This is a genomic window from Paramicrobacterium humi (assembly GCF_900105715.1).
Taxonomy (GTDB): Bacteria; Actinomycetota; Actinomycetes; order Actinomycetales; family Microbacteriaceae; genus Paramicrobacterium; species Paramicrobacterium humi.
This window is the reverse complement of sequence record NZ_FNRY01000001.1, coordinates 587660-608202: the sequence shown is the minus strand read 5'-3', so window position 1 is coordinate 608202 and position 20543 is coordinate 587660. Positions and strand designations below refer to the sequence as shown.

Sequence of the window (20543 nt, the reverse complement as noted above, 5' to 3'; positions counted from 1 at the left end):
ATGCGGAACGTTGAGGAGTTCTCTCGACTGAGCGACGAGCTGGAGCAGGCGTGCCGAGAGACCGACGGTGTCATCGGGTTGGTGCTGCTCGGCTCGGCGGCGGACGCGACGCGTCGCGACGAATGGTCCGATCACGACTTCTTCGTGCTCCTCGAACCGGGCCGCGAGCACGATGTGCGCCGTGACCTGAGCTGGCTTCCACGATTCGAGACCAGCGTGTTGCTCGGGCGAGAAGGCGATATCGGCTTCGTCGTCGTGTACTCAGATGGCCACGTTCTTGAGTTCGCAGCGGCAACAGCTGACGAGCTCACGGGCGCAGTGGCCGATGACGCCCTGATCGTCTACGACAGCGAAGGCCGTGTTGCACGGATCATCGCGGAAGCGCGGGAGCGCGCAGACTCAGCAGACAGGCTTGCCGCTCCCTCCGACGACCGTGCCGCGAACGACATGCGGCTCGTTCTCGTGAAGCTCCTGATCGGCGTCGGCCGTGCACGTCGCGGGGAGGTGCTCAACGGTTCGAACTTCGTGCGCGGCTGGGCTGTCGGGTTGCTGGCCCGGGTGGTGCGCGCCCGGATTCCGTCGCAGCTGCCGAGCTCGCGCGACAAGATCGATCCGCTTCGCCGTTTCGAACGCGGTTACCCCGAGCTTGCGGCGCGGATCGACGCCGCCCTCGCGCAGGATGTCGAATCTGCTGCGCGTGGCCTCTTCGACCTGGCACGGGACGTGCTCGAGCCGGGCTGGGACGGCTTTCCGAGCGGCGCGGCGGATGCTGTCGCCGCACGTCTTGATTGGCGCGACGATGACGGCGCTGATGCGCAGGCGCCGTGTTCACGAACCGCTCAAAGGTTTGATATTCTTTAGCGGTTGCCGTTTGCGAACCAGCAGGCGGCGTCGCCCCGATAGCTCAGTGGTAGAGCACTTCCATGGTAAGGAAGGGGTCGTCAGTTCAATCCTGACTCGGGGCTCGCACGTTCTTCGGAACGTCGAGCGGCAGGGTAGCTCAGTTGGTGAGAGCGCACGACTCATAATCGTGAGGTCGCGGGTTCGAGTCCCGCTCCTGCTACAGCCCAGCCCCGGTCCGAGGAACTTCTCTCGGCCGGGGCTTTCGCGTGTGCCGGGTCAGAGGCTGATGATCAGCAGCACCGCTGCCATCACGACACCGGAGCCGAGCAGGGTGACGAATGTGTAGCCGAGGATGTCGCGCATCTTCAGCCCCGCTATCGCGAGCACAGGGAGCGCCCAGAACGGCTGGATCATGTTCGTCCACTGGTCGCCGTAGGCGACCGCCATGATCGCGACGGAGGGGTCGATGCCGAGCTGATGCGCCGCATCGATCATGATCGGCCCCTGAACGGCGAACTGGCCGCCGCCCGAGGGCACGAAGAAGTTGACGATGCCCGCCGACAGCAGGGCCAGCACGCCGAAGGTCGTGGGCGTGGAGATCGACACGAACGCGTCGGAGAACATCTTGATGAGCCCCGACGACGCCATGATGCCGAGGATTCCGGCATAGAGCGGGAACTGCAGAAGGATCTCGCCGACGTTCGAGGCGGCCTTCTTCGTCAGGTGGATGAGCTCGAACGGATTGCGTACGAGCAGCAGGATGAGCGCGAGGAACGACCAGTTCACGATGTCGAGAGTGAGCGTTCCGCCCTGCACAAAGTGCACGATGAGGTAGGCGACGAGGCCGAGGCCCAGGACGAGAGTCAGGATGCGTGACGCGTCGATGCGGTCGGCCGGCGTGACGATCTCCTCGTCGACCTCATCGGCGGCCTCTGAGCCGACACTCGCCGGCAGCTCGTAGATGGGATCGCCGTTCTTCGGCCGGATGAGGAAGAACAGCAGGCCGCAGACGACGATGACGCCGAGCGCGGCGAGCATGTTCCACGACGAGAAGGTGGTCTCGGTGACGGGAACAACGGTGCCGCCAAGGCTTTCAGCCAGGAACGAGTCGGGTGTGGCCGCCGTGAGCGGACCCGAGCCGGAGTAGCCCATGTGCCACACGACGAATCCCGAGTAACCGGCGGCGACGAGCAGCGGGAAGTGCACCTTCATACCGCGCTTGCGTCCCTCGACGGCGATCTCACGTGCGAGGAGCGTCCCGACGATGAGTCCGAGACCCCACGTGATGAGGCTCGCGACCGCGCCGATGACGAAGACGAAGACGTACGCCATGCCGGGCGTCGATGGCAGGCGCGCGAGCCAGCCCAGCAGCTTCCGCACGGGTCGGGTGTTGGCGAGCATGTAACCCAGCAGCAGGATCAGACACATCTGCGTCATGAAGGCGAGGAGTCCGGCCAGCCCGTCGCCCCAGCCCTTGACGACATCGACGGGGCTCGACGGCGTGAGCGTCATGGCCAGGATCGCCACGATTATCGTCAGGACGATGGCGAACGTCAGAGCCGAGGGAATCCAGCGCTCGAGGAACCGGTTCACCGGCCTCATCACGCTGCGCCGTGACGTGCTCGTCTCTTGGGGTGGGGCGGTCGACATCAGGAACTCCTTCGTTCACTCGAACAGATCCGGTGCTTTCGACCCTATCGACGCATAGCCGGCTCACAGGTCAGCGAGGCGGCGAGCCGGTGTGACGACGCCGCGCCGCCACCGAGCAACGGCTACGGGCCGACGTGCAGGGTGCGTTCCTCGAAGGCCCGCTCGAGGAACGCGAGCACTCGCGAGTACGCGTCCGTGGCGGCATCCGCGTTGTAGGTGACAGCGTTCGTGTCGTTGAAGAAGGCGTGCCGCGCACCGGGATAGACGACGGTATCGAGATCGGCTCCAACAGCCTGCGCGTCGGCCTTCAGCTGCGGCAGCTGCGCCATGAGCCGCTCGTCCTGTTCTCCGTAGAGGGCGAGAATGCTCCCCGTTGTGCGTTCGAGCGCGTCACGGTCGGGCGCCGAGCCGTAGAACGGGACGGCGGCGCGGACCCGATCGTCGGCGGCAGCGAGCTGGAACGCCAGACTGCCGCCGAAGCAGAAGCCGACGACGGCGATGCGCCCGTCCACGCCCGCGATGCGGTCGAGAAGGCCTCGCGAAGCCGCGGCTGCTCGCGCGAGCGTTCTTCTTCGGATGCCTCGAAGCTCAGCCGCTGCAGCTCCGCCCCCGTCGCCGTGTCGATTCCGGCGTGCGAGAGCACGTCGGGTGCCAGAACCGCATAACCCTCCGCGGCGAAACGGTCCGCGACGTCCCGGGTGTGATCCTGCAATCCCCAGATCTCGTGGACGACGATGACCCCACCACGAACGGGAGCTGTCGGCAATGTGATGTAGGCGTCGAGTCCGGCCGATGCATCGTGTGACATGGCGGCAGACTACTCCCGCGAGCGAACCACGCGGAGGGGCGGGTGTCAGAATCGGCGGTCGCGACGAGCGATGGCGACGAGAGCTTCTGCTTCCGCGCGGACAGCGCCGGGAAGACGGACGGCTCGAATGCGACGCGGGAGCTCGAGAGCCGTGGGAACGACGACGAGTTCCCCGGCCCGCACGGCAGATGCGACGGCGAGCTCGCTCAACACGGCGACGCCTGCTCCGGACGCGACGCTGACGCGCACCGCGGCGTTGCTGTCAAGCTCCAACGCGGGCTTGGCCCGATCGATGCCGTTCAGCGCCGTGTCGAGCGTGGTGCGGGTGCCAGAGCCGGACTCGCGCACGATGAGGGGCGTCCGAGCGAGTTCCGCCGCTGTCACCGGTCGCTTCCGGTCGGCCCAGGGGTGGGCAGGCGCCACGACGATGACGAGGCTGTCACCGGTGACGTCAACCGATCGCAGGCCGCCGCGCGCACGAGGAGATTCGATGAACCCGACATCGCTCGTCCCCGCGCATACGCGTTCACACACGTCGACCGAGTTGCCCACGTGCAGGCGGATATCGAGGTCCGGGCGCTCCGCTCGCAGCGCGGCGAGCCACTGCGGCATGAGGGCCTCCGCCACCGTCTGGCTCGACGACACCGTGAACGACGACGCTCGCTCGCCGCGGAGGCTCTCGGTCGCTGAGCGGAACCGCCGGGCAGCGTCGAGCGTGTCGGCCGCCCATTCGGCGACGAGGACGCCCTGCGCGGTGAGAGCCGATCCGCGCGGACCTCGGTCAAGCAGCCGCAAACCGAGGTCGGCCTCGAGTCGAGTCATCGTTCGCGACGCGTTCGGCTGCGCCGTGCCGAGGCTGGCCGCAGCCGCAGTGAGGCTGCCATGCTCCGCGACGGCGCACAGCAGGGCGAGCCCCGGGAGATCCGGCAGTCCAGAAGCCATATCACGATGATATGCCTGCATGCCCGAATCGTTGTTCTCGACGGCGACCGCCAACGCAACAGTGGGAGAATGACCGTCGACGAACCCCTGACCCGATCCCGTCCCCGAACCGGCGCCCTCCTGGCGTCCGCGCGCGCCGTCCTTCCCGGCCTTGGCCTCTGCGCGCTCGCCGTAGCGGCATCCCTCATGATCAACCGCTTCCTGCCGACGGTGAGCGCGCTGCTCGTCGCCATCGTCCTCGGGGTGCTGTTGCGCAACCTCGCGCCGATCCCCGGGGTGTTCGAAGCCGGGCTCGCTTACGCCGCAAAGAAGCTGCTGCGGCTCGGAGTCGTGCTCCTCGGGCTGCAGCTCGTGCTCGGGGACATACTCGGGCTCGGCGTCGGAATGATCATCGTCGTGATCCTCATCGTCGCCGGCGGCATCACCGCCACCATGCTCATCGGAAAATGGCTCGGGATCAGCGCCACCCAGCGGCTGCTCATCGCGTGCGGCTTCTCGATCTGCGGTGCCGCAGCGGTCGCCGCGGTCGACGGCGTCATCGAGACGGACGACGACGAGGAGGTCGTCACGGCCATCGCGCTCGTCGTTCTCTTCGGAACCCTGATGATCCCCGCCGTGCCGCTCGTCGCCGGCGCCATGGGGCTCGCAGCTCACGACGCTGGCCTGTGGGCGGGAGGCTCCATCCACGAAGTCGCCCAAGTCGTCGCGGCCGGCGGCATCATCGGAAGCGGCGCGCTCGGTGTCGCCGTCATCGTCAAGCTCGCGCGCGTGCTCATGCTCGCACCCGTCATGGCCGTCATCAGCGGCATCCGTCGCCGTCAATCGGCCGCCTCCGTGGGGAAGCGGCCGCCGATCATTCCTCTGTTCGTCGCCGGCTTCATCGCGATGGTGCTCGTGAGATCGACGGGCATCGTGCCGGCGGGAGTGCTCGGTGCGGCATCCGTCGTGCAGACCGCTCTGCTGTCGGCCGCGATGTTCGCCCTCGGCGCGGGAGTGAGGATCCGGAGCCTCATTCGCGTGGGACCGAAACCGTTCCTTCTCGCTTTGTGCAGCACCATCGTGGTCGCGGCAATCGCGCTCTCAGGGGTGCTTCTGCTGGGCTGAGAGCCGCGCCGGATAAATCTCGAAAAAAGTTGTCGCGGCAAGGAATAGATTGAAATTGCATGCGGTTGCATAGACACATGACTGAAAACACACTCGTTCACCCCCAGTACGTTGCCGGCACCTGGAAGCTCGACCCCACGCACTCGAAGGTCGCCTTCAGCGTCAAGCACCTCATGATCAGCAAGGTCCGCGGAACCTTCGACGTCGTCGACGCCACCGTCGTCACGGCCGAGAACCCCGCTGACACGACCGTCGAGGCGACAATCGACGTCTCCTCGGTCAACACGAACCAGGCCGACCGCGACAACCACCTGCGCACGAATGACTTCTTCAAGGTCGACGAGTTCCCGACCATGACGTTCCGCTCCACCTCGTACGAGGTCGACGGCGACGACGTCACGATCGAGGGCGAGCTCACGCTGCGCGGCGTCACCAAGCCCGTCACCCTGAAGGGCGAGTTCGGCGGTGTCATCGTCGACGGCTACGGCCAGACCAAGGCCGCCCTCGAGGCGACGACCGTCATCAACCGCATGGACTTCGGCGTCAACTGGAACGCGGCGCTCGAGGCCGGCGGCTTCACGCTCGGTGAGAAGGTCACCGTCGAGCTCGACCTGCAGTTCACGCTCCAGGCGTAGTCTTCCCCCAAACCGCACAAGGGGTCGTGACCGGTAGTCGGTCACGACCCCTTCTCTCTGACTGAATAGTCCCCGCCCACTCTTCTACGCGTCGTAGAAACGAGCGGTACTCTAGAGTTGTGCAGTCGCCCAAGGGATCCTCGATCGCCGGGCGCGGACCCTCTGCCGCGCGCGTGCGCGTCATTCGTCTGCTCTTCCTCCTGCCGGGCGGCGTCGCTCTGATCGTCGGCATGACAGCGGGGCTCGCGCGACTCGGCGTTCTCGGCGCGGACGCCGCCGCTCGACTCACAGAGATCCACGCGCCCGCCATGGTGTTCGGGTTCGTCGGCTCTCTCGTCGTGCTCGAGCGCGCGGTCGCGATCCGGCGAGCGTGGGCCTTCGCGGCGCCTCTCCTGCTGAGCCTCGGCGCCCTCAGCCTGCTCACGCCTCTGCCCAGCACCGTCGGACGCGCCGCCATCGTGCTCGGCTTCCTCGTCGTTCTCGCCATCTACCGGGTGATCTGGACGCGGCAGCAGGCGATCGCCACGAGCGTGCAAGTGCTCGGCGCCGTGTGCGGACTCCTCGCCGGCCTCTTGTGGCTCTCCGGCGTGCCGTTTGCGAGTTTCGTGCCGATCGCCGAGATGTTCCTCGTGCTCACGATCGTGGGGGAGCGCATCGAGCTCGGCCGTGTGGGCGGGCTCACGGCGCGCGGCGAAGCGGTCGGCCTCGGACTCTCGATCATCGTCGCCGCCCTCTCGCTCGCCACCGTCATCTGGCCGCCGGCCGGGTATCCGCTTCTCGGCGCCGCTCTTCTCGCCCTGGTCGGCTGGCTGCTCGCCGTCGACGTCGCCCGCGCGACGATCAGCGCGACTGGAGCGGCTCGCTTCATGGCGGCGTGCCTGCTGAGCGGCTACCTGTGGCTCGGCGTCGCGGGCGCGATCTGGCTCGTCGGCGGCCCGCCCGGCGCATCGGCAGCCTACGACGCGGTCACGCACGCGGTTCTTCTCGGCTTCGTGATGTCGATGATCATGGCGCACGCCTCGGTCATCCTCCCGGCTGTGCTGCGCGTCGCGCTGCCCTACCGCCCCGAGTTCTACCTCCCGGCCGCCGTGCTCCAGCTCTCGATCGCCGTTCGGCTCATCGGCGACGCGCGCGGCTCGGATGCTCTCGTGCAGGCGGGCGGCATCGGCAACGTCGCCGCGATCGTGCTCTTCCTGCTGTTTGCGATCGTCTCGGCCGTGCGGGCCACGCGCTCGCGGCCGCCCGGCCTGCGGCATCCGACCCCGACTGCTCCCGCAACACCCGCGCCGACCGGTCTCAGCCTCTCGACCCGGAAAGCCGACAATGCGAAGCCTTGAGCGCCGCACCTGGTACATCCTCACCAACTCCCTCGTCGGCCTGTGGATGCTGGCGGCCATCGTCGTCGTCACGGCGCACCGCTTCCTGCCGATCAGCACGTGGCTCATGGTGCACGTCACGATGCTCGGCGCGGTGAGCACCGCGATCATCATCTGGAGCCAGCACTTCGCCGACACCCTCACGCGCAAACAGCCGCCCGGCGGTCGCGTCGTTCTCGGCTCGCGACTCGCCGCGCACACGCTCGGCGCCATCACCGTCGTCGTCGGCATGATCGGCAACGCCGGCTCGGTCGTGCTCGTCGGCGCGATCCTCGTCGGCCTCGCGGCTCTCGCGCACTCGATCGTGCTCTCGCTGCAGCTGCGCGGGGCGCTGAGCTCCCGATTCGGGCCGCTCGTGCGCTTCTACGTCGTCGCGGGGCTGTGGCTCATCGTCGGCGTCTCCTTCGGCTTCTGGATGTCACAGCTCTCGTCCGACGACCCGATGCGTTCGCGCCTGTTCGTGGCGCACGTCGCGATAAACCTGCTCGGCTGGGTCGGCACGACCGTGCTCGGCACCGTCATCCTGTTCTGGCCGACGGTGCTGCACGCGCGCATGCGCCCCGGCGACGGCTCACGCTCGGAACTCGTGCTCGTGCTCTCGTCGGCGGGCCTGCTGTTCATCGTTCTCGCCGCGCTCACCGACCAGCTGCCCGGCGTTCTGCTCGGCGGTGCACTGTGGCTCGGCGCGCTCGTGCTCGTCGCGATCGAGGGAGTGCGGCAAGTGAAGGACGCGTCGGGCGTGAGCTATGCGGCGCTCAGCATCGGCGCGGCCGTGTGCTGGCTGGCGGCGAGCGTCGTGCTGCTCGCGGTCGGAGTAGGCACCGCGGCGGAGATCGGCGCCGCCGTGAACGCGCTCGCCTGGATCGTGCAGCCGTTCATCGCCGGGTTCGCCGTGCAGATCGTCCTTGGGGCGCTCAGCTACCTGCTTCCCGTGATCATGGGCCGGCCCAACGCGCGCAAGGCCGCCGAACGGGAGCTCGACCGCGGCGCCGTGTTCCGCGCCGTCGTCATCAACGCCGGCATCCTCGTCTACCTGCTCGACGTGCCGAGCGTCGTGAAGGTGCTGTTGAGCCTGACCGTGTTCGCGGTGTTCATCAGCTTCCTCGTGCTGGCCGTTCGGGCGATCGTCGCCGGGCTCAGGGCGCGCAGGGCCGAGCCGGCGCCCGCCACCCACACGCCGGGCGAGCAGCTGACCCTCGGAGCGCCGCGGAAGCCGGTGCGCCGCGCGCTGAGCGGCCAGATCGTGACGGCGGCATCCGTCATCCTCCTCGCCGTGACCGGAGGCGTCGCCGTCGATCCGGCCGCCGCAGGGATCAACACCGTCTCCGCGGCGACGGTCGCTGAGACCGGTCACACGACGACGATCGACGTCACCGTGAAGGGCATGCGCTTCGTCCCGGACACGCTCGAGGTTCCCGCTGGGGACACCCTCGTCGTCAACTTCACGAACACGGGAACCGACGTGCACGACATCACGTTCGCGAACGGCACGAGCTCGGGGCGGCTCAATCCGGGGGAGTCCGCGACGGTCGACGTGGGCGTTATCTCCGCAGACATGGACGTGTGGTGCTCGGTCACCGGCCACCGCGCCATGGGCATGGTCGCCAAGGTCATCGCGGTCGGCGGGGCCTCCGTGGGCGCGACGCACGACCACGACGACATGCCCGGCCTCGCCGACGGCGGCGCGGCCGCCGACCTCGACTTCTCGCTGTCCCCCGAGGCGGGCTTCGTGCCCTATGACGCCAGCCTTCCGGCTGCCGAGGGCAGCAGCATCCACAAGGTCAGCTTCGACGTCGAGGACGTGACCGCCGAGGTCGCGCAGGGCGTCACGCAAGCGCTGTGGACGTTCAACGGGACCGCCCCAGGGCCCGTGCTGCACGGCACGGTCGGCGACGTGTTCGAGGTCACCCTCGTGAACAACGGCTCGATGGGCCACTCGATCGACTTCCACGCCGGTGTGCTTGCGCCGGATGAGCCGATGCGCACGATTCTGCCGGGGGAGAGCCTCGAGTACCGATTCACGGCCACGCGGGCGGGCATCTGGATGTATCACTGCTCGACGATGCCGATGTCGACGCACATCGCGAACGGCATGTTCGGCGCCGTCGTCATCGACCCGCCGGACCTCGCCCCTGTCGACGAGGAGTTCGTGCTCGTGCAGTCCGAGTTCTACCTGGGCGCCGAGGGCGGGCCGGTCGACTCCGCGAAGGTGGCCACGCAGATGCCCGACATCGTCGCGTTCAACGGCTACGCCAACCAGTATCGCGACCGGCCGCTGCGCGTGAAAACGGGCGACAGCGTGCGCGTGTGGGTGCTCGACGCGGGGCCGAACGTCGCCTCGTCGTTCCACGTCATCGGCGGGCAGTTCCACACGGTCTGGAAGGAAGGCGACTACTCGCTCAAGGACGGCGGATCAACCGGTGTCGGCGGCGCGCAGGCCCTCGACCTCGCGCCTGCGCAAGGCGGCTTCGTCGAGCTGACGTTCCCCGAGGCGGGGCACTACTCCTTCGTGTCCCACATCATGTCGGATGCCGAGAAGGGCGCGACCGGCGTCTTCGAAGTCACCGACTGAGCGTCGCCGCGTTCATTCTTGGCGAAATGCTCACATCGAGCGGGCAAGTGCGCAGAATGCCAGGAGCGAACGCGCTGCTACGCGTCGACGGGCTGCAGCGTCGGTCGCTTCGCCGTGCGGCCGTCGCCCGAGGAACGGCCCGTGAGGCGGCGGCCGATCCAGGGCAGCACATAGTCGCGGTAGTAGCGGATGCTGCTGCGCCCGCGACCGCCGGTCCCCGCCTCCTCGACCTCCTCCACACCCCACTCGGCGGGCACGGGGACCTCGAGCGCGGTCAGCACATTGGCGGCGACGCGCGCGTGCCCGAGCGCGTTCAAGTGCAGCTTGTCGGCCGACCAGTACCGGAGGTCCTCGAGCGACTCGTCGTGCCAGTTGTCCACGAGAAGCACGCCCGTGCCCTTCAGCGCCGCGCTCACGGCATCCGCGAGAGCGTTCCCGCGCTTGCGCGTCACTCGGCCGAGCGGCAGGTTGCGTGAGGGATTCGCGCCGGCGAGGATCACGGGTCGCGTGTCCGTCTGCAGCACGCGCTCGACGAGACCCATCGTGCGATCGACGACCCAGCCGATCGACACGCGCGGGCGCAGGATGTCGTTCCCGCCGCCGTTGAAGGTGAGCAGATCGGCGCCGAGCGCGAGCGCCGGCGCCAGCTGCTCGTCGATGATCGGGCCGAGCTTGCGGCCTCGGATCGCGAGATTCGCGTAGCCGACCGGCTCGTCCGAGGCCGCCTGCAGGCCGAGCGCGACGAAGTCGGCCCAGCCGCGCACGCTCCCGTCGGGCATGTCGTCGCCGACTCCCTCGGTGAAGCTGTCGCCGAGCGCCACATAGCTGCGGATCATACTCGTCCCTCCCTTAAGAACTCGATCGCGCCCTGTCGGAACGCGCGCGCCGTCGGCGCGTTGAAATGATGACGCCCCGGGATCTCGAGAAAGCGGGCGTCGGATGCCGCTGCGGCCAGCGCCCGCGACTGATCGAGCACCGGGTCGGCGCTGCCCGTCGCGAGCAGCAGCGGCTGCGAAGGGCTCCGCTCGAAGCCGGCCTGATCGCCGCCGCGCATCCCCTCGACGAGGGCGATGAGCGCCCAGAGGTCGTTTCCCTCGAGCCCCGCGGCCATCTCGATGAACGTGCGCGTCAAGGCGTCTCCGATCGGCGTCCGGTCGGCAGCGAACGCTCGCGCCGCCTCAAGGTCGAAGCGGGCGAGGGGGTCGCCTGCCGGGATGCCGCCGAGAACCGCGCGCGTGACGCGCCCCGGCTCGGCGAGCGCCGCCTGCCACGCGACGCGCGCGCCGAGCGAGTAGCCGACGAGCGGAGCGCTCGCGACGCCGTATGCGTCGAGAAGCGTCAGCACGTCGGCGACGAGCGCCGCCATCGTGTAGGCGCTCGCCTCGTGCGGCTTGTCGCTCGCGCCGTGAGCGCGCTGATCGAGCGCGAGCACGCGCCAGCCCGCGCGCGTGAGCTCGCGGGACCAGCCCGTGAGCACCCAGTTGAGCTCCGCGCTCGAGGCGAAGCCGTGGACGAGCACGACGGGAGCGGCATCCGCATCACCGATTTCGTACGTCGCGAGCTGCAGTCCGTCCGGCGCTGTGATCATGTAAGGCAGCGGCGCGGAAGGAAGCATGCACCCATTCGACCACGATTTTCGGCTCACGTTGTGAGAACAGAGCGCGAGCGGGGTGCGCGATAGTCTTGCGTGGGCACGGCAGGAAGGAGCCGCATGAGGCGACGCGTCGACTGGCTCTGGTTCGTGCTCATCGGTCTTGTCGCGGGATTCCTCTCCGGGCTGTTCGGCGTCGGCGGCGGCATTCTCATGGTCCCGCTGCTGACGATGCTCGCGAAGTTCGACCAGAAGAAGGCCGCGGGCACGTCGCTCGGCGCGATCGTTCCGATCTCGATCGCCGGCGTCGTCAGCTATGCGCTCCACGGCGATGTCGCGCTCGTCGTCGCGCTCATCCTGTGCATCGGCTCCATCGTCGGCGCCCAGCTCGGCAGCCACTTGCTGCACCGGCTGCCGAAGCGGGCGGTGCAGTGGGCGTTCATCGTGTTCATCGTCGCCGTCATCGTGTCGATGTTCTTCGTCATCCCCTCCCGCGATGCCGACATCCACCTCGATGCGCTGTCCGTCATCGGGCTCATCGTTCTCGGCCTGTTCGTCGGGGTGCTCTCCGGCATCCTCGGCATCGGCGGCGGCGCCGTGATCGTGCCCATGCTGATTCTGCTGTTCGGCGCGAGCGACCTCGTCGCCAAGGGCACCTCCCTCGCCGTCATGATCCCGACCGCGATCTCCGGCACCATCGGAAACGCCCGCCGCCGCAACGTCGACCTCGCCGCCGCGATCACGGTCGGCGTCTCCGCGTGCGTCACGACATCTCTCGGCGCCGTGCTCGCCGGCGCGATCGACCCGATGGTCGGCAACATCCTGTTCGCGTGCTTCCTCGTCTTCATCGCCGTGCAGATGACGGTCCGCACGATCCGCGGTCGCTGAGCTCACACTCCGTCCCGCTCCCGAGTTGTCCTCGTGTCGGCCCGTGCGACCATACTGGGAGGAACGACAATGACCCTCAGCCACACCATCATCGACTCGCCCATCGACGCGCTCACCCTCGTCGGGGAGGCCGAGCGCGGTCGCGTCGCCTTGCGCGCGGTGTGGATGCGCTCGCCCCGGCACGTTCAGGATGCCGCCGAGCTCGGCGTGCGCGACGATGATGCCTTCGCCGCGCCGATCGAGCAGCTGAACGAGTACTTCGCGGGGGAGCGCACGCAGTTCGACCTGACGCTCGACGCGCAGGGAAACGACTTCCAGAAGCGGGTGTGGGTGCAGCTGCTCGCGATTCCGTACGGGCAGACGCGCTCCTACGGGCAGCTCGCCGCCGACCTCGGCGACCCCAACCTCTCGCGCGCCGTCGGGTCCGCGAACGGCCGCAACCCGATCTCCATCATCGTGCCCTGCCACCGCGTCATCGGCGCCGACGGCTCCCTCACGGGCTACGGCGGCGGCATCGAGCGCAAGCGGTTCCTCCTCGCCCTCGAGCGCGGCGACGGCGCGGCGGACGACCAGCTGTTCTGATGCTGCCCTCCTTCCGCCACCACGCCCGACTGCCGTTCACACCGCCGTACGACGCGGCAGCGCTGCTCGCTGCCCAGCGCGTCCACGCCGTCACGGGGCTCGACGAACCGTACGAGCCGGATGCCGCGAGCATCACGCGCAGCATCCGAACCGCAGACGGCCCCGCCGTCATCCGCGCGCGCTTCGGCGACGACCTCGTCGACCTCGACGCGACGGTGCCGATCGACGACGACCTCACAGCGCGAGTGCGCCGCTGGCTCGACCTCGACGTCGATCCCCGAAGCGTTCTCACGGCCCTTGGAGAGGATCCCGTGCTCGGCACGCTCATCGATCGACGGCCGGGGCTGCGCATTCTTGGGCACCTCGACGACTTCGAAGCGGCGAGCTTCGCCGTGCTCGGCCAGCAGGTCTCGCTCGCCGCGGCGCGCACCTTCCAGCGCCGCTTCGTCGTCGCCTACGGTGACCCGGTGGCCGGTACCGACTACCGTGCGTTCCCGACCGCGCGCGCGATTGCCGCGCTCGACGTTCTCCGCGTGCGCGAGGCGATCGGCCTCACGCGTTCTCGCGCCGCGACGCTGCACGCAGTCGCCGTCGCGCTCGCCGACGGCCTCGCCTTCGACGGCGAGCCGGGGCTCGTCCGCGAGCGACTGCTCGCCCTGCCCGGGATCGGGCCGTGGACGGCCGACTACCTCGCGGTGCGCGCCGTCGGCGACCGCGACGCGTTCCCGGTCGGCGACCTCGTCTTGCGTCGCGCGCTCGGCTCTGTCTCCGCGGCGCACGCGGAGCGGCTCTCGCAGCCGTGGCGGCCGGTGAGGGCCTACGCGGCATTCCACTTGTGGACCGCTCACGCGTATCTGCCGTGAGAGCCGGAAGGTAGGCTGGTGCTCGTGTCTGTGAATCCCGAACTGCAGGGGCGCACGCTGCCCCCGACCGAGCCGTACCTCGTCGGCCGTGAGAAGGTGCGCGAGTTCGCGCGCGCCGTCTTCGCCACGAACCCCATGCACCTCGACCCGGACGCGGCGGCGGAGTCGGGGCACCCCGACATCATCGCGCCGACGACGTTCCCCGTCGTCGTGCAGGAGAAGGCGCTCGCCCAGCTGCTCGCCGAACCCGATGCGGGCATCGACTTCAGCCGCGTCGTGCACGGCAACCAGCGCTTCAGCTACTCGCGTGCGATCGTCGCGGGCGACGAGCTCACGGCGACGCTCACCGTCTCGAGCGTCAAGACGCTCGGCGCCCACGCGATGGTCACGGCCGATACCGTCATCGTCGACGCCAACGGCGACCACGTCGTGACCGCCATCTCCACTCTTGTCGTGCGAGGAGACGAATGAGCACCCCCGAACTCGAGGCACTGACCGTCGGCGACCTCGTCGCCGAGCGCACGATCACGTTCACGCGCGACGCTCTCGTGCGTTACGCGGGCGCCTCCGGCGACTTCAACCCCATCCACTACCGCGATGACGTCGCGGCATCCGTCGATCTCCCCGGCGTCATCGCGCACGGCATGCTCACGATGGGCGCCGCCGTGCAGCCCGTCATCGACTGGGTCGGGGACCCCTCGCGCGTATCCGACTACCAAGTGAAGTTCACGCGGCCCATCGTCGTCGACCCCCAGAGCGGCGCCGACGTCACGACCGTCGCGAAGGTCGGAGCGCTCGACCCGGAGGGGAGCACCGCCCGCATCGACCTGACCGTCACCGTCGACTCCGCCACCGTGCTCGGCAAGGCGCAGGTGGTCGTGGCGCTGGCGTGAGCGAGCTGAGCGAACCGCGCCCGCTTCGGGAGCTCACGACCCTCGCGGTCGGCGGGGCGCCCGAGCGGATGCTGCAGGCCGACGACGCCGAGGAGCTCGTCGACCTGCTCACCGAGCTGTGGGCCGATGACGAGCCGTGGACGGTTCTCGGCGGCGGCTCGAACACGCTCGCGGCCGACGACGGCATCGAAGGCGCCGTCGTTCTCATGCGCACGCGAGGGATCGAACGCGTCGACGAGCCCGACAGCGTGCTCCTGCGCGTCCAGGCCGGCGAGAACTGGGACGCGCTCGTCGCGCACACGGTCGAGACCGGGCTGACCGGCATCGAGGCGCTCTCCGGCATCCCCGGCTCTGTCGGCGCGGCGCCGATCCAGAACATCGGCGCCTACGGCCAGGAGCTCTCGAGCGTTCTCGAATCCGTCGAGCTGCTCGATTACGAGTCGGGGGAGCGCGTGCGTGTCCCCGCGACCGAGCTCGAGCTCGGCTACCGCAGCTCCGTGCTCAAGCGCCACGGCGGCGAGCCCGCCGCTCGCGAAGCCGTCGTGCTCTCGGTCGACCTGCGGCTCGCCCCCGCCGAGGACGGCCTCAGCCGGCCGGTCGCCTACTCGCAGCTCGCGCGTGCCCTCGACGTCGAGCTCGGTGACCGGGTTCCGCTCGAGCAGGTGCGCGAGGCCGTGCTCGCCCTCCGCTCCTCGAAGGGCATGGTCCTCGACGCCGCCGACCGCGACACGCACAGCGCCGGCTCATTCTTCACGAACCCGATCGTGACCGACCAGCTCGCCCGGACGCTGCCGGCCGAGGCGCCGCGCTGGCCCCTCGCCACCGCCGATGCCGCCGACACGGTGCTGCCGCTCGACGGCTCAGCCGGAACCGAGATTCCGCCGCTCGCCGCGGACGCGGAGCCACAGCTCGTGAAGCTCAGCGCCGCATGGCTCATCGAGCGTGCGAGCATCCCGCGCGGATTCGCGCTTCCCGGGTCCCGCGCCGGCATCTCGACCAAGCACACCCTCGCCCTCACGAACCGCGGAGGCGCGACCGCCGACGACATCGCCTCGCTCGCGCGCTTTGTTCAGTCTCGCGTGCAAGCCGAGTTCGGCATCCTCTTGCGGCCTGAGCCCGTGCTGCTTGGCATCGAGCTCTGACATGACCTTCCAGCCGCCGCCTCCGCCGCCCGGCGTGAACGACGACGGAGCGAGCGAGGATCCGCAGCAATCGCGTCGACGGCGCATCGTCACGTGGACGCTCGCCTCGCTCGGCATCGCCGCGCTCACGATCGTCGCCGTCACGGCCGTCGTCAGTCTCATAGCGAGCAGCATCCCGAGCGCGGCTCCGCTTCCCGCCGTGAGCCCGACCGCGAGCCTTCCGCGCGGCGTGCCGACGCCGCAGCCCACGCAGACGGGAACCGGAGCGAAGCCCGACTTCGACCCGCCCGCCTACTCCACGGCCGTGAACGGGGTCTACCCTCTCGACAGCTACGCGTACTTCCCGCACGACGTGGACGTCACGTACGACCTCCCCTCGAACTGGTACTCCGCGCACGACAAGTTCGGCGAGTACTGGCTCAGCGACGACCCGGTCTGCAACCTCACCGCCATGCCGAAGTGGATCTACATCTGGGGTGATCCCGAGCCCGGCAAGTCGGACGGCTACTACACGAAGCGCGACCTCGACCTGAGCGAGGCGAACCTGCGCGCCCAGTTCCCCGACCTCACCGACCACGGCGACGACATCGTCGTCGACATGCCCGTGTCCGACGGCAACGTCATCGAATTCGCCGGCCGGCGCCTCGACTACTCCGGCGGCTTCTTCCTGCAGCTCACGCGCGGCATGGTGTGGCAGGACTCGTCCTACGGCATCACCCTCTCGTGCCTCGGCGGTGACACCTTCGACCATGAGGCGCTTGCGCAGCGCATTCTCGACCGGTTCACAATGGTTCTGAAGTAGTCACCGCATCCTCGGCCGACTGGGTTAGGGTGAAATCCCACGCGGCAAGGAGGAGAGCTCCCTGTGAACAAGACTCCGCACGATTCCGGGTCGGATGCCGCCGCGCACGGCGAGCGGCAGACAGAGCCGAGCGCCCGCACGGGTCCGTGGACCGGCGCGGGCCCCATCATCCGCAACCCGCCTAACCCGTCACAGCCCTACGGCGTGCCGGCCGATGAGTCGGTCGGCGGCCGCCGGCCGCGTTCGATCGCGCGACGGGCCGCGGTATGGCTCGTCGCAGCCCTCGTGATCCTCGCACTCGTCGTTGTCGGCCTCGCCGGTCTGCTCGGCGCGCTCTGAGCGCTACGCGAACAGCTTCTGCAGCCGCTGCACGCCCTCAAGCAGGGCGTCGTCGCCGAGAGCGTAGCTGAACCGCAGGAACCCGGACGGCCCGAACGCCTCGCCGGGCACGGCGGCGACCTGCGCCTTGTCGAGAAGCAGGTCGGCGACCTCGAGCGAGCTCGACGCGGTCACGCCGTCGATGTCGCGACCGAACACTCCCGTCACGTCGGCGTAGACGTAGAACGCGCCCTTCGGCGTCGGCACCGAGAAGCCGTTCACCTTGTTGAGCTCTTCAACGATGGTGCGGCGGCGACGGTCGAACGAGGCGCGCATCTGGCCGACGGCATCCTGAGGTCCCGTGAGGGCGGCGATCGCGGCGCGCTGGGCGATGTTGTTGACGTTTCCCGACAAGTGGGACTGCAGGTTCGTCATCGCCGTGATGGCGTCCTGCGGGCCGACCGTCCAGCCCACGCGCCAGCCGGTCATGGCGTACGTCTTCGCGACGCCGTTCACGAGAAGCGTCTGGTTCGCGAGCTCGGGAACCGCCGCGACGATCGACGTCGCCTCGACGCCGTCGTAGGTCAGGTTCTGGTAGATCTCGTCCGTGATCACCCAGATGCCGTGCTCGAGCGCCCACTCGCCGATCGCGCGGGTCTCTTCCGGCGTGTACACGGCGCCCGTCGGGTTCGAGGGGGAGACGAACAGCAGAACCTTCGTGCGTTCGGTGCGCACGGCCTCGAGCTGCGCGACGGTCACCTTGTAGTCCTGTGAGGCGTCGGCGAAGACGTCGACGGCGACGCCGTCGGCCAGTCCGATCACCTCGGGGTACGTCGTCCAGTACGGGGTGGGCACGATGACCTCGTCGCCCGGGTTGAGCAGCACCTGGAACGACTCGTACACCGACTGCTTGCCGCCGTTCGTGACGAGAACCTGCTTCGCGTCGACGGTGATCTTCGAGTCGCGGGCGGTCTTCTGCACGATCGCCTCACGCAGGTCGGGGAGCCCCGCCGCCGGCGTGTAGCGGTGGTTCCGCGTGTCGCTCGCGGCGGCGATCGCCGCTTCGACGATGTGCTCGGGCGTCGCGAAGTCGGGCTCGCCCGCGGCGTAGCTGATCACGGGGGCGCCCGCCGCCTGCAGGGCCTTCGCCTTGGCATCTACCTTGAGGGTCGCCGACTCGGCGATCGCGGAAATCTTCTGGGAGAGTCTCGGTGTCGTAGCCACCCTTCGAGGGTAGCGCCTGCGTGTGGCGCCGACGAGGTGCATGACGAGCTCAGGCTAAGCCCTCCAGGTACGCCCCAGGGCCTTCGTCGATCGCTTGCTGCTCCATATAGACGAAGCCGAGGCTGTTGCCGTCGGGATCGTCGAGGTCGCGGCTGTACATGAAGCCGAGGTCCTGCGCAGCCTGCTCGGGAAAGAGAAACAGGGCGGATGCCGCTGCGGTGTGGCCGCGGCATCCGCCCTGTCTCTTGTGTTTTGCGTTGTCGGTATCGCGCGGTCGGCGCGATTGTCGCTGCGGCGAGTGTGGGCCGCGCGGCTGCTTTGTCAATCCATCGGAACGGTGAGGTCGCAGAACGGGTCGTCGCTCCACTCCGTCGCAAGTTCCACAGCCGCGTGGCTCTGCTCAGCGTGTCGCAGAGTGTTCGTTGTCATGATGACTCCTTTCGCGGTTGCGTTGCGGGGTGTTTCTACTGTGCGCCTTGCGCAAGCGCTGCGGACCGGATTGGCGTGGCGAAGAAGAACCGAGTTTCCCGATTTGCGAAAGAACGGGATATTTCCGCTCCGTCCGGTCACGTCGGCGGGATCTCCGCCGGAATGTGCCGGTACAGCCAGAAGAACAGGGATTTTTCCGCTCACGTGGCCGTGGTGTGCGGATCCGGAGGCGCTCACGAGCGCTCCACGAGGTGGCGCTCGTACGCGCCGGTCGTGAGGAACGCGGGGAAATCGTCGCCGAGGGCGACGTCTCGGAAGATTTCTGCGGCGTCCTCGAGACGGTCCCCGTCAGCGCGAGGTAGGTCGACGAGCAGTCGGCTGAGCTCCGCGTCGATCTGGGCCCGTGTGATCGGGGTGCCCTCTTCCGTTCGCACACCGCGGCGGATCCACTGCCACACTTGCGAGCGGCTGATCTCCGCCGTCGCGGCATCCTCCATGAGATCGTCGATGGCGGCCGCCCCGACCCCGCGCAGCCACGACGCGATGTAGCGCACCGCGACAGACACGTTTCCTCGAACGCCGGCGTCGGTGACGGGGCGATCGATGCGCAGGTCGAGGAGCTGCTGCGCCGTGATGCTCGCCGCGGTGCGCCGATGAAGCTGATGCGGACGCTCGCCGAGCACGCTGTCGAACTGCTCGCGCGCCGCGGGAATGAGGCCCGGGTGCGCGACCCACGTGCCGTCGAATCCGTCCGTCGCCTCGCGCCGCTTGTCCTCCGCGACCTTCCGCAGCGCGTTCTGGGTCACTCCCGGATCGCGTCGGCTGGGAATGAACGCCGACATTCCGCCGATCGCGTGCGCACCGCGCTTGTGGCACGACTGCACGAGAAGCTCGGTGTACGCGCGCATGAACGGCACCGTCATGCTCACCTCGCCGCGATCCGGCAGCACGCTCGTGTCGTCACGCCCCGCGAAGCACTTCAGGATCGAGAATATGTAGTCCCAGCGGCCCGCGTTGAGACCGGCGCAGTGGTCGCGCAGGGCATAGAGGATCTCCTCCATCTCGAACGCCGCCGGCAGCGTCTCGATCAGCACGGTCGCCCGAATCGTCCCGTGCGGCAGACCGAGCCGCCGCTCCGCAAACGCGAACACCGCGTCCCACAGCGCCGCCTCCTCGGCCGACTCGAGCTTGGGCAGGTAGAAGTACGGCCCCGTGCCGCCCGCCATGAGCGGCTCGGCGTTGTGGAACGCGTACAGCCCGAAATCGACGAGAGATCCGGATGCTGCGCGCTCACGCCCGGCCTGATCGGTGTGCCGCACGTGCTCCTCGGGCAGATGCCAGCCGCGCGGTCGCATGACGATCGTCGGCTGCCGCTCGGCCGTGACCCGATACTGCTTGCCGTCAGCGCTCGTGTGCGAGAGGCGCCCGCGGATCGCGTCGAGGAGCGACAGCTGACCGCCGATGACGTTGCGCCAGGTCGGGCTCGTCGCGTCCTCCTGATCGGCGAGCCACACCTGTGCTCCCGAATTGAGGGCGTTTATCGTCATCTTCGGATCGGTGGGACCCGTGATCTCGACCCTGCGGTCGAGAAGACCAGGGCCTGCGCCGGCGACCTGCCAGTCCGGGTCCTCCCGGATGTGCGCCGTCTCCGGGCGGAAGTCGGGGTCTGCCCCCTGGCGGAACTGCTCCCGACGCCGGTCGCGCGCGGCAAGCCGCTCCTCGCGCTCGCCGGCGAACGCGTCGTGCAGCTCCGCGAGGAAGCGAAGCGCCTCGGGCGTGAGGATCTCCTCGAAGCGCTCGTGCATCGGGCCCGCGACGCGCATCCGACCGACAGTCGCGGGCGGGGAGGCTGCGGAAGCGGACTGATCTGTCACAGTCATG

General features: G+C 68.8%; 19 protein-coding genes, 2 tRNA genes and 2 pseudogenes. 15 read left to right on the top strand and 8 right to left on the bottom strand.

All coding sequences use genetic code 11. The annotated features are described in order from the left end of the window. The 3 genes from BLV49_RS02990 (at position 1) to BLV49_RS02980 (ending at position 1063) form a co-directional block, all read left to right on the top strand. A complete protein-coding gene (locus BLV49_RS02990) occupies positions 1 to 861 on the top strand; it encodes a nucleotidyltransferase family protein (protein WP_091179666.1) in 861 nt (286 codons plus the stop codon). Positions 862 to 893: 32 nt separating this feature from the next. Then, positions 894 to 965: transfer RNA gene (locus BLV49_RS02985), tRNA-Thr, on the top strand. A gap of 24 nt (positions 966 to 989) precedes the next feature. Continuing rightward, positions 990 to 1063 (top strand) — tRNA-Met (locus BLV49_RS02980). Between the two features lie 56 nt (positions 1064 to 1119). Here BLV49_RS02980 and BLV49_RS02975 read toward each other — a convergent pair. The 3 genes and pseudogenes from BLV49_RS02975 to BLV49_RS02960 all read right to left on the bottom strand — a co-directional run bounded on the left by BLV49_RS02975 (position 1120) and on the right by BLV49_RS02960 (position 4243). Continuing rightward, the gene (locus BLV49_RS02975) at positions 1120 to 2493 is read right to left on the bottom strand and encodes a short-chain fatty acid transporter (RefSeq protein WP_245723519.1); all 1374 of its coding nucleotides are present in this window, start codon (positions 2491 to 2493) and stop codon (positions 1120 to 1122) included. A gap of 122 nt (positions 2494 to 2615) precedes the next feature. Continuing rightward, positions 2616 to 3301: pseudogene (locus tag BLV49_RS17125) on the bottom strand (dienelactone hydrolase family protein). 45 nt (positions 3302 to 3346) lie between these two features. Continuing rightward, positions 3347 to 4243: a LysR family transcriptional regulator gene (locus tag BLV49_RS02960; protein ID WP_091179660.1), complete on the bottom strand. Its 897-nt coding sequence runs from the start codon at positions 4241 to 4243 to the stop codon at positions 3347 to 3349. Between the two features lie 69 nt (positions 4244 to 4312). Between BLV49_RS02960 and BLV49_RS02955 the strand changes: the two genes are divergently transcribed. The 4 genes from BLV49_RS02955 (at position 4313) to BLV49_RS02940 (ending at position 9930) form a co-directional block, all read left to right on the top strand. Continuing rightward, positions 4313 to 5347, top strand: a complete 1035-nt coding sequence (locus tag BLV49_RS02955; RefSeq protein ID WP_091179658.1) for a YeiH family protein — start codon at positions 4313 to 4315, stop codon at positions 5345 to 5347. A gap of 77 nt (positions 5348 to 5424) precedes the next feature. Then, entirely contained in the window at positions 5425 to 5982 is a 558-nt protein-coding gene (locus BLV49_RS02950) for a YceI family protein (RefSeq protein WP_091179656.1), read from the top strand. Positions 5983 to 6101: 119 nt separating this feature from the next. After that, a complete protein-coding gene (locus BLV49_RS02945; protein WP_176980700.1) occupies positions 6102 to 7319 on the top strand; it encodes a DUF8744 domain-containing protein in 1218 nt (405 codons plus the stop codon). Next, entirely contained in the window at positions 7306 to 9930 is a 2625-nt protein-coding gene (locus BLV49_RS02940) for a multicopper oxidase domain-containing protein (RefSeq protein WP_091179654.1), read from the top strand. The genes BLV49_RS02945 and BLV49_RS02940 overlap by 14 nt, the downstream gene beginning before the upstream one ends. Before the next feature lie 77 nt (positions 9931 to 10007). Here BLV49_RS02940 and BLV49_RS02935 read toward each other — a convergent pair whose 3' ends face one another. Together BLV49_RS02935 and BLV49_RS02930 are read right to left on the bottom strand one after the other, a co-directional pair. Further along, a complete protein-coding gene (locus BLV49_RS02935) occupies positions 10008 to 10766 on the bottom strand; it encodes an SGNH/GDSL hydrolase family protein (RefSeq protein WP_091179651.1) in 759 nt (252 codons plus the stop codon). Further along, positions 10763 to 11545 (bottom strand): alpha/beta fold hydrolase, encoded by a 783-nt coding sequence (locus BLV49_RS02930; RefSeq protein WP_091179650.1) that lies wholly within the window; start codon positions 11543 to 11545, stop codon positions 10763 to 10765. The genes BLV49_RS02935 and BLV49_RS02930 overlap by 4 nt, the downstream gene beginning before the upstream one ends. Positions 11546 to 11641: 96 nt before the next feature. On the opposite strand from BLV49_RS02930, the gene BLV49_RS02925 reads away from it, so the two are divergent. From BLV49_RS02925 to BLV49_RS02890, 8 genes are all read left to right on the top strand, one after another. Next, positions 11642 to 12409 (top strand): sulfite exporter TauE/SafE family protein, encoded by a 768-nt coding sequence (locus BLV49_RS02925; protein WP_091179648.1) that lies wholly within the window; start codon positions 11642 to 11644, stop codon positions 12407 to 12409. A gap of 69 nt (positions 12410 to 12478) precedes the next feature. Next, positions 12479 to 12991, top strand: coding sequence for a methylated-DNA--[protein]-cysteine S-methyltransferase (locus BLV49_RS02920; protein ID WP_091179646.1), 513 nt, complete (start codon positions 12479 to 12481; stop codon positions 12989 to 12991). Continuing rightward, on the top strand, positions 12991 to 13854 hold the full coding sequence (locus tag BLV49_RS02915) for a DNA-3-methyladenine glycosylase family protein (protein WP_091179644.1): 864 nt from the start codon (positions 12991 to 12993) through the stop codon (positions 13852 to 13854). Before BLV49_RS02920 ends, BLV49_RS02915 begins: the two co-directional genes overlap by 1 nt. Positions 13855 to 13878: 24 nt before the next feature. Beyond that, positions 13879 to 14325, top strand: coding sequence for an FAS1-like dehydratase domain-containing protein (locus BLV49_RS02910; RefSeq protein WP_091186684.1), 447 nt, complete (start codon positions 13879 to 13881; stop codon positions 14323 to 14325). Then, the gene (locus tag BLV49_RS02905; RefSeq protein ID WP_091179641.1) at positions 14322 to 14747 is read left to right on the top strand and encodes a MaoC/PaaZ C-terminal domain-containing protein; all 426 of its coding nucleotides are present in this window, start codon (positions 14322 to 14324) and stop codon (positions 14745 to 14747) included. Before BLV49_RS02910 ends, BLV49_RS02905 begins: the two co-directional genes overlap by 4 nt. Then, positions 14744 to 15889 carry a UDP-N-acetylmuramate dehydrogenase gene (locus tag BLV49_RS02900; protein ID WP_176980699.1) on the top strand — a complete coding sequence of 382 codons (1146 nt, stop codon included), beginning with the start codon at positions 14744 to 14746 and terminating at the stop codon, positions 15887 to 15889. Before BLV49_RS02905 ends, BLV49_RS02900 begins: the two co-directional genes overlap by 4 nt. Before the next feature lies 1 nt (position 15890). Next, on the top strand, positions 15891 to 16691 hold the full coding sequence (locus BLV49_RS02895) for a hypothetical protein (RefSeq protein WP_091179639.1): 801 nt from the start codon (positions 15891 to 15893) through the stop codon (positions 16689 to 16691). Positions 16692 to 16754: 63 nt separating this feature from the next. Further along, on the top strand, positions 16755 to 17030 hold the full coding sequence (locus tag BLV49_RS02890; protein ID WP_091179637.1) for a hypothetical protein: 276 nt from the start codon (positions 16755 to 16757) through the stop codon (positions 17028 to 17030). A gap of 3 nt (positions 17031 to 17033) precedes the next feature. On the opposite strand, the gene BLV49_RS02885 is transcribed toward BLV49_RS02890, so the two are convergent. The 3 genes and pseudogenes from BLV49_RS02885 to aceB all read right to left on the bottom strand — a co-directional run bounded on the left by BLV49_RS02885 (position 17034) and on the right by aceB (position 20542). Next, complete coding sequence (locus BLV49_RS02885) at positions 17034 to 18275, bottom strand: pyridoxal phosphate-dependent aminotransferase (protein ID WP_091179635.1); 1242 nt, start codon at positions 18273 to 18275, stop codon at positions 17034 to 17036. A 7-nt stretch (positions 18276 to 18282) separates the two neighbouring features. Next, positions 18283 to 18411, bottom strand: a pseudogene (locus BLV49_RS02880) (VOC family protein); the annotation flags it as partial. Positions 18412 to 18895: 484 nt separating this feature from the next. Next, a complete protein-coding gene (gene aceB, locus BLV49_RS02875) occupies positions 18896 to 20542 on the bottom strand; it encodes a malate synthase A (RefSeq protein WP_091179633.1) in 1647 nt (548 codons plus the stop codon). Position 20543: the final 1 nt, after the last annotated feature.

What these genes read in the sequence shown, in the direction of transcription:
- BLV49_RS02925 (WP_091179648.1), top strand. Translation starts at nt 11,642, where the DNA reads ATGAGGCGACGCGTCGACTGGCTCTGGTTCGTGCTCATCGGTCTTGTC.
- BLV49_RS02915 (WP_091179644.1), top strand. Translation starts at nt 12,991, where the DNA reads ATGCTGCCCTCCTTCCGCCACCACGCCCGACTGCCGTTCACACCGCCG.
- BLV49_RS02975 (WP_245723519.1), bottom strand. Translation starts at nt 2,493, where the DNA reads ATGTCGACCGCCCCACCCCAAGAGACGAGCACGTCACGGCGCAGCGTG.
- BLV49_RS02950 (WP_091179656.1), top strand. Translation starts at nt 5,425, where the DNA reads ATGACTGAAAACACACTCGTTCACCCCCAGTACGTTGCCGGCACCTGG.
- BLV49_RS02940 (WP_091179654.1), top strand. Translation starts at nt 7,306, where the DNA reads ATGCGAAGCCTTGAGCGCCGCACCTGGTACATCCTCACCAACTCCCTC.
- BLV49_RS02885 (WP_091179635.1), bottom strand. Translation starts at nt 18,275, where the DNA reads ATGCACCTCGTCGGCGCCACACGCAGGCGCTACCCTCGAAGGGTGGCT.
- BLV49_RS02895 (WP_091179639.1), top strand. Translation starts at nt 15,891, where the DNA reads ATGACCTTCCAGCCGCCGCCTCCGCCGCCCGGCGTGAACGACGACGGA.
- BLV49_RS02990 (WP_091179666.1), top strand. Translation starts at nt 1, where the DNA reads ATGCGGAACGTTGAGGAGTTCTCTCGACTGAGCGACGAGCTGGAGCAG.
- BLV49_RS02935 (WP_091179651.1), bottom strand. Translation starts at nt 10,766, where the DNA reads ATGATCCGCAGCTATGTGGCGCTCGGCGACAGCTTCACCGAGGGAGTC.
- aceB (WP_091179633.1), bottom strand. Translation starts at nt 20,542, where the DNA reads ATGACTGTGACAGATCAGTCCGCTTCCGCAGCCTCCCCGCCCGCGACT.
- BLV49_RS02905 (WP_091179641.1), top strand. Translation starts at nt 14,322, where the DNA reads ATGAGCACCCCCGAACTCGAGGCACTGACCGTCGGCGACCTCGTCGCC.
- BLV49_RS02930 (WP_091179650.1), bottom strand. Translation starts at nt 11,545, where the DNA reads ATGCTTCCTTCCGCGCCGCTGCCTTACATGATCACAGCGCCGGACGGA.
- BLV49_RS02960 (WP_091179660.1), bottom strand. Translation starts at nt 4,243, where the DNA reads ATGGCTTCTGGACTGCCGGATCTCCCGGGGCTCGCCCTGCTGTGCGCC.
- BLV49_RS02955 (WP_091179658.1), top strand. Translation starts at nt 4,313, where the DNA reads ATGACCGTCGACGAACCCCTGACCCGATCCCGTCCCCGAACCGGCGCC.
- BLV49_RS02920 (WP_091179646.1), top strand. Translation starts at nt 12,479, where the DNA reads ATGACCCTCAGCCACACCATCATCGACTCGCCCATCGACGCGCTCACC.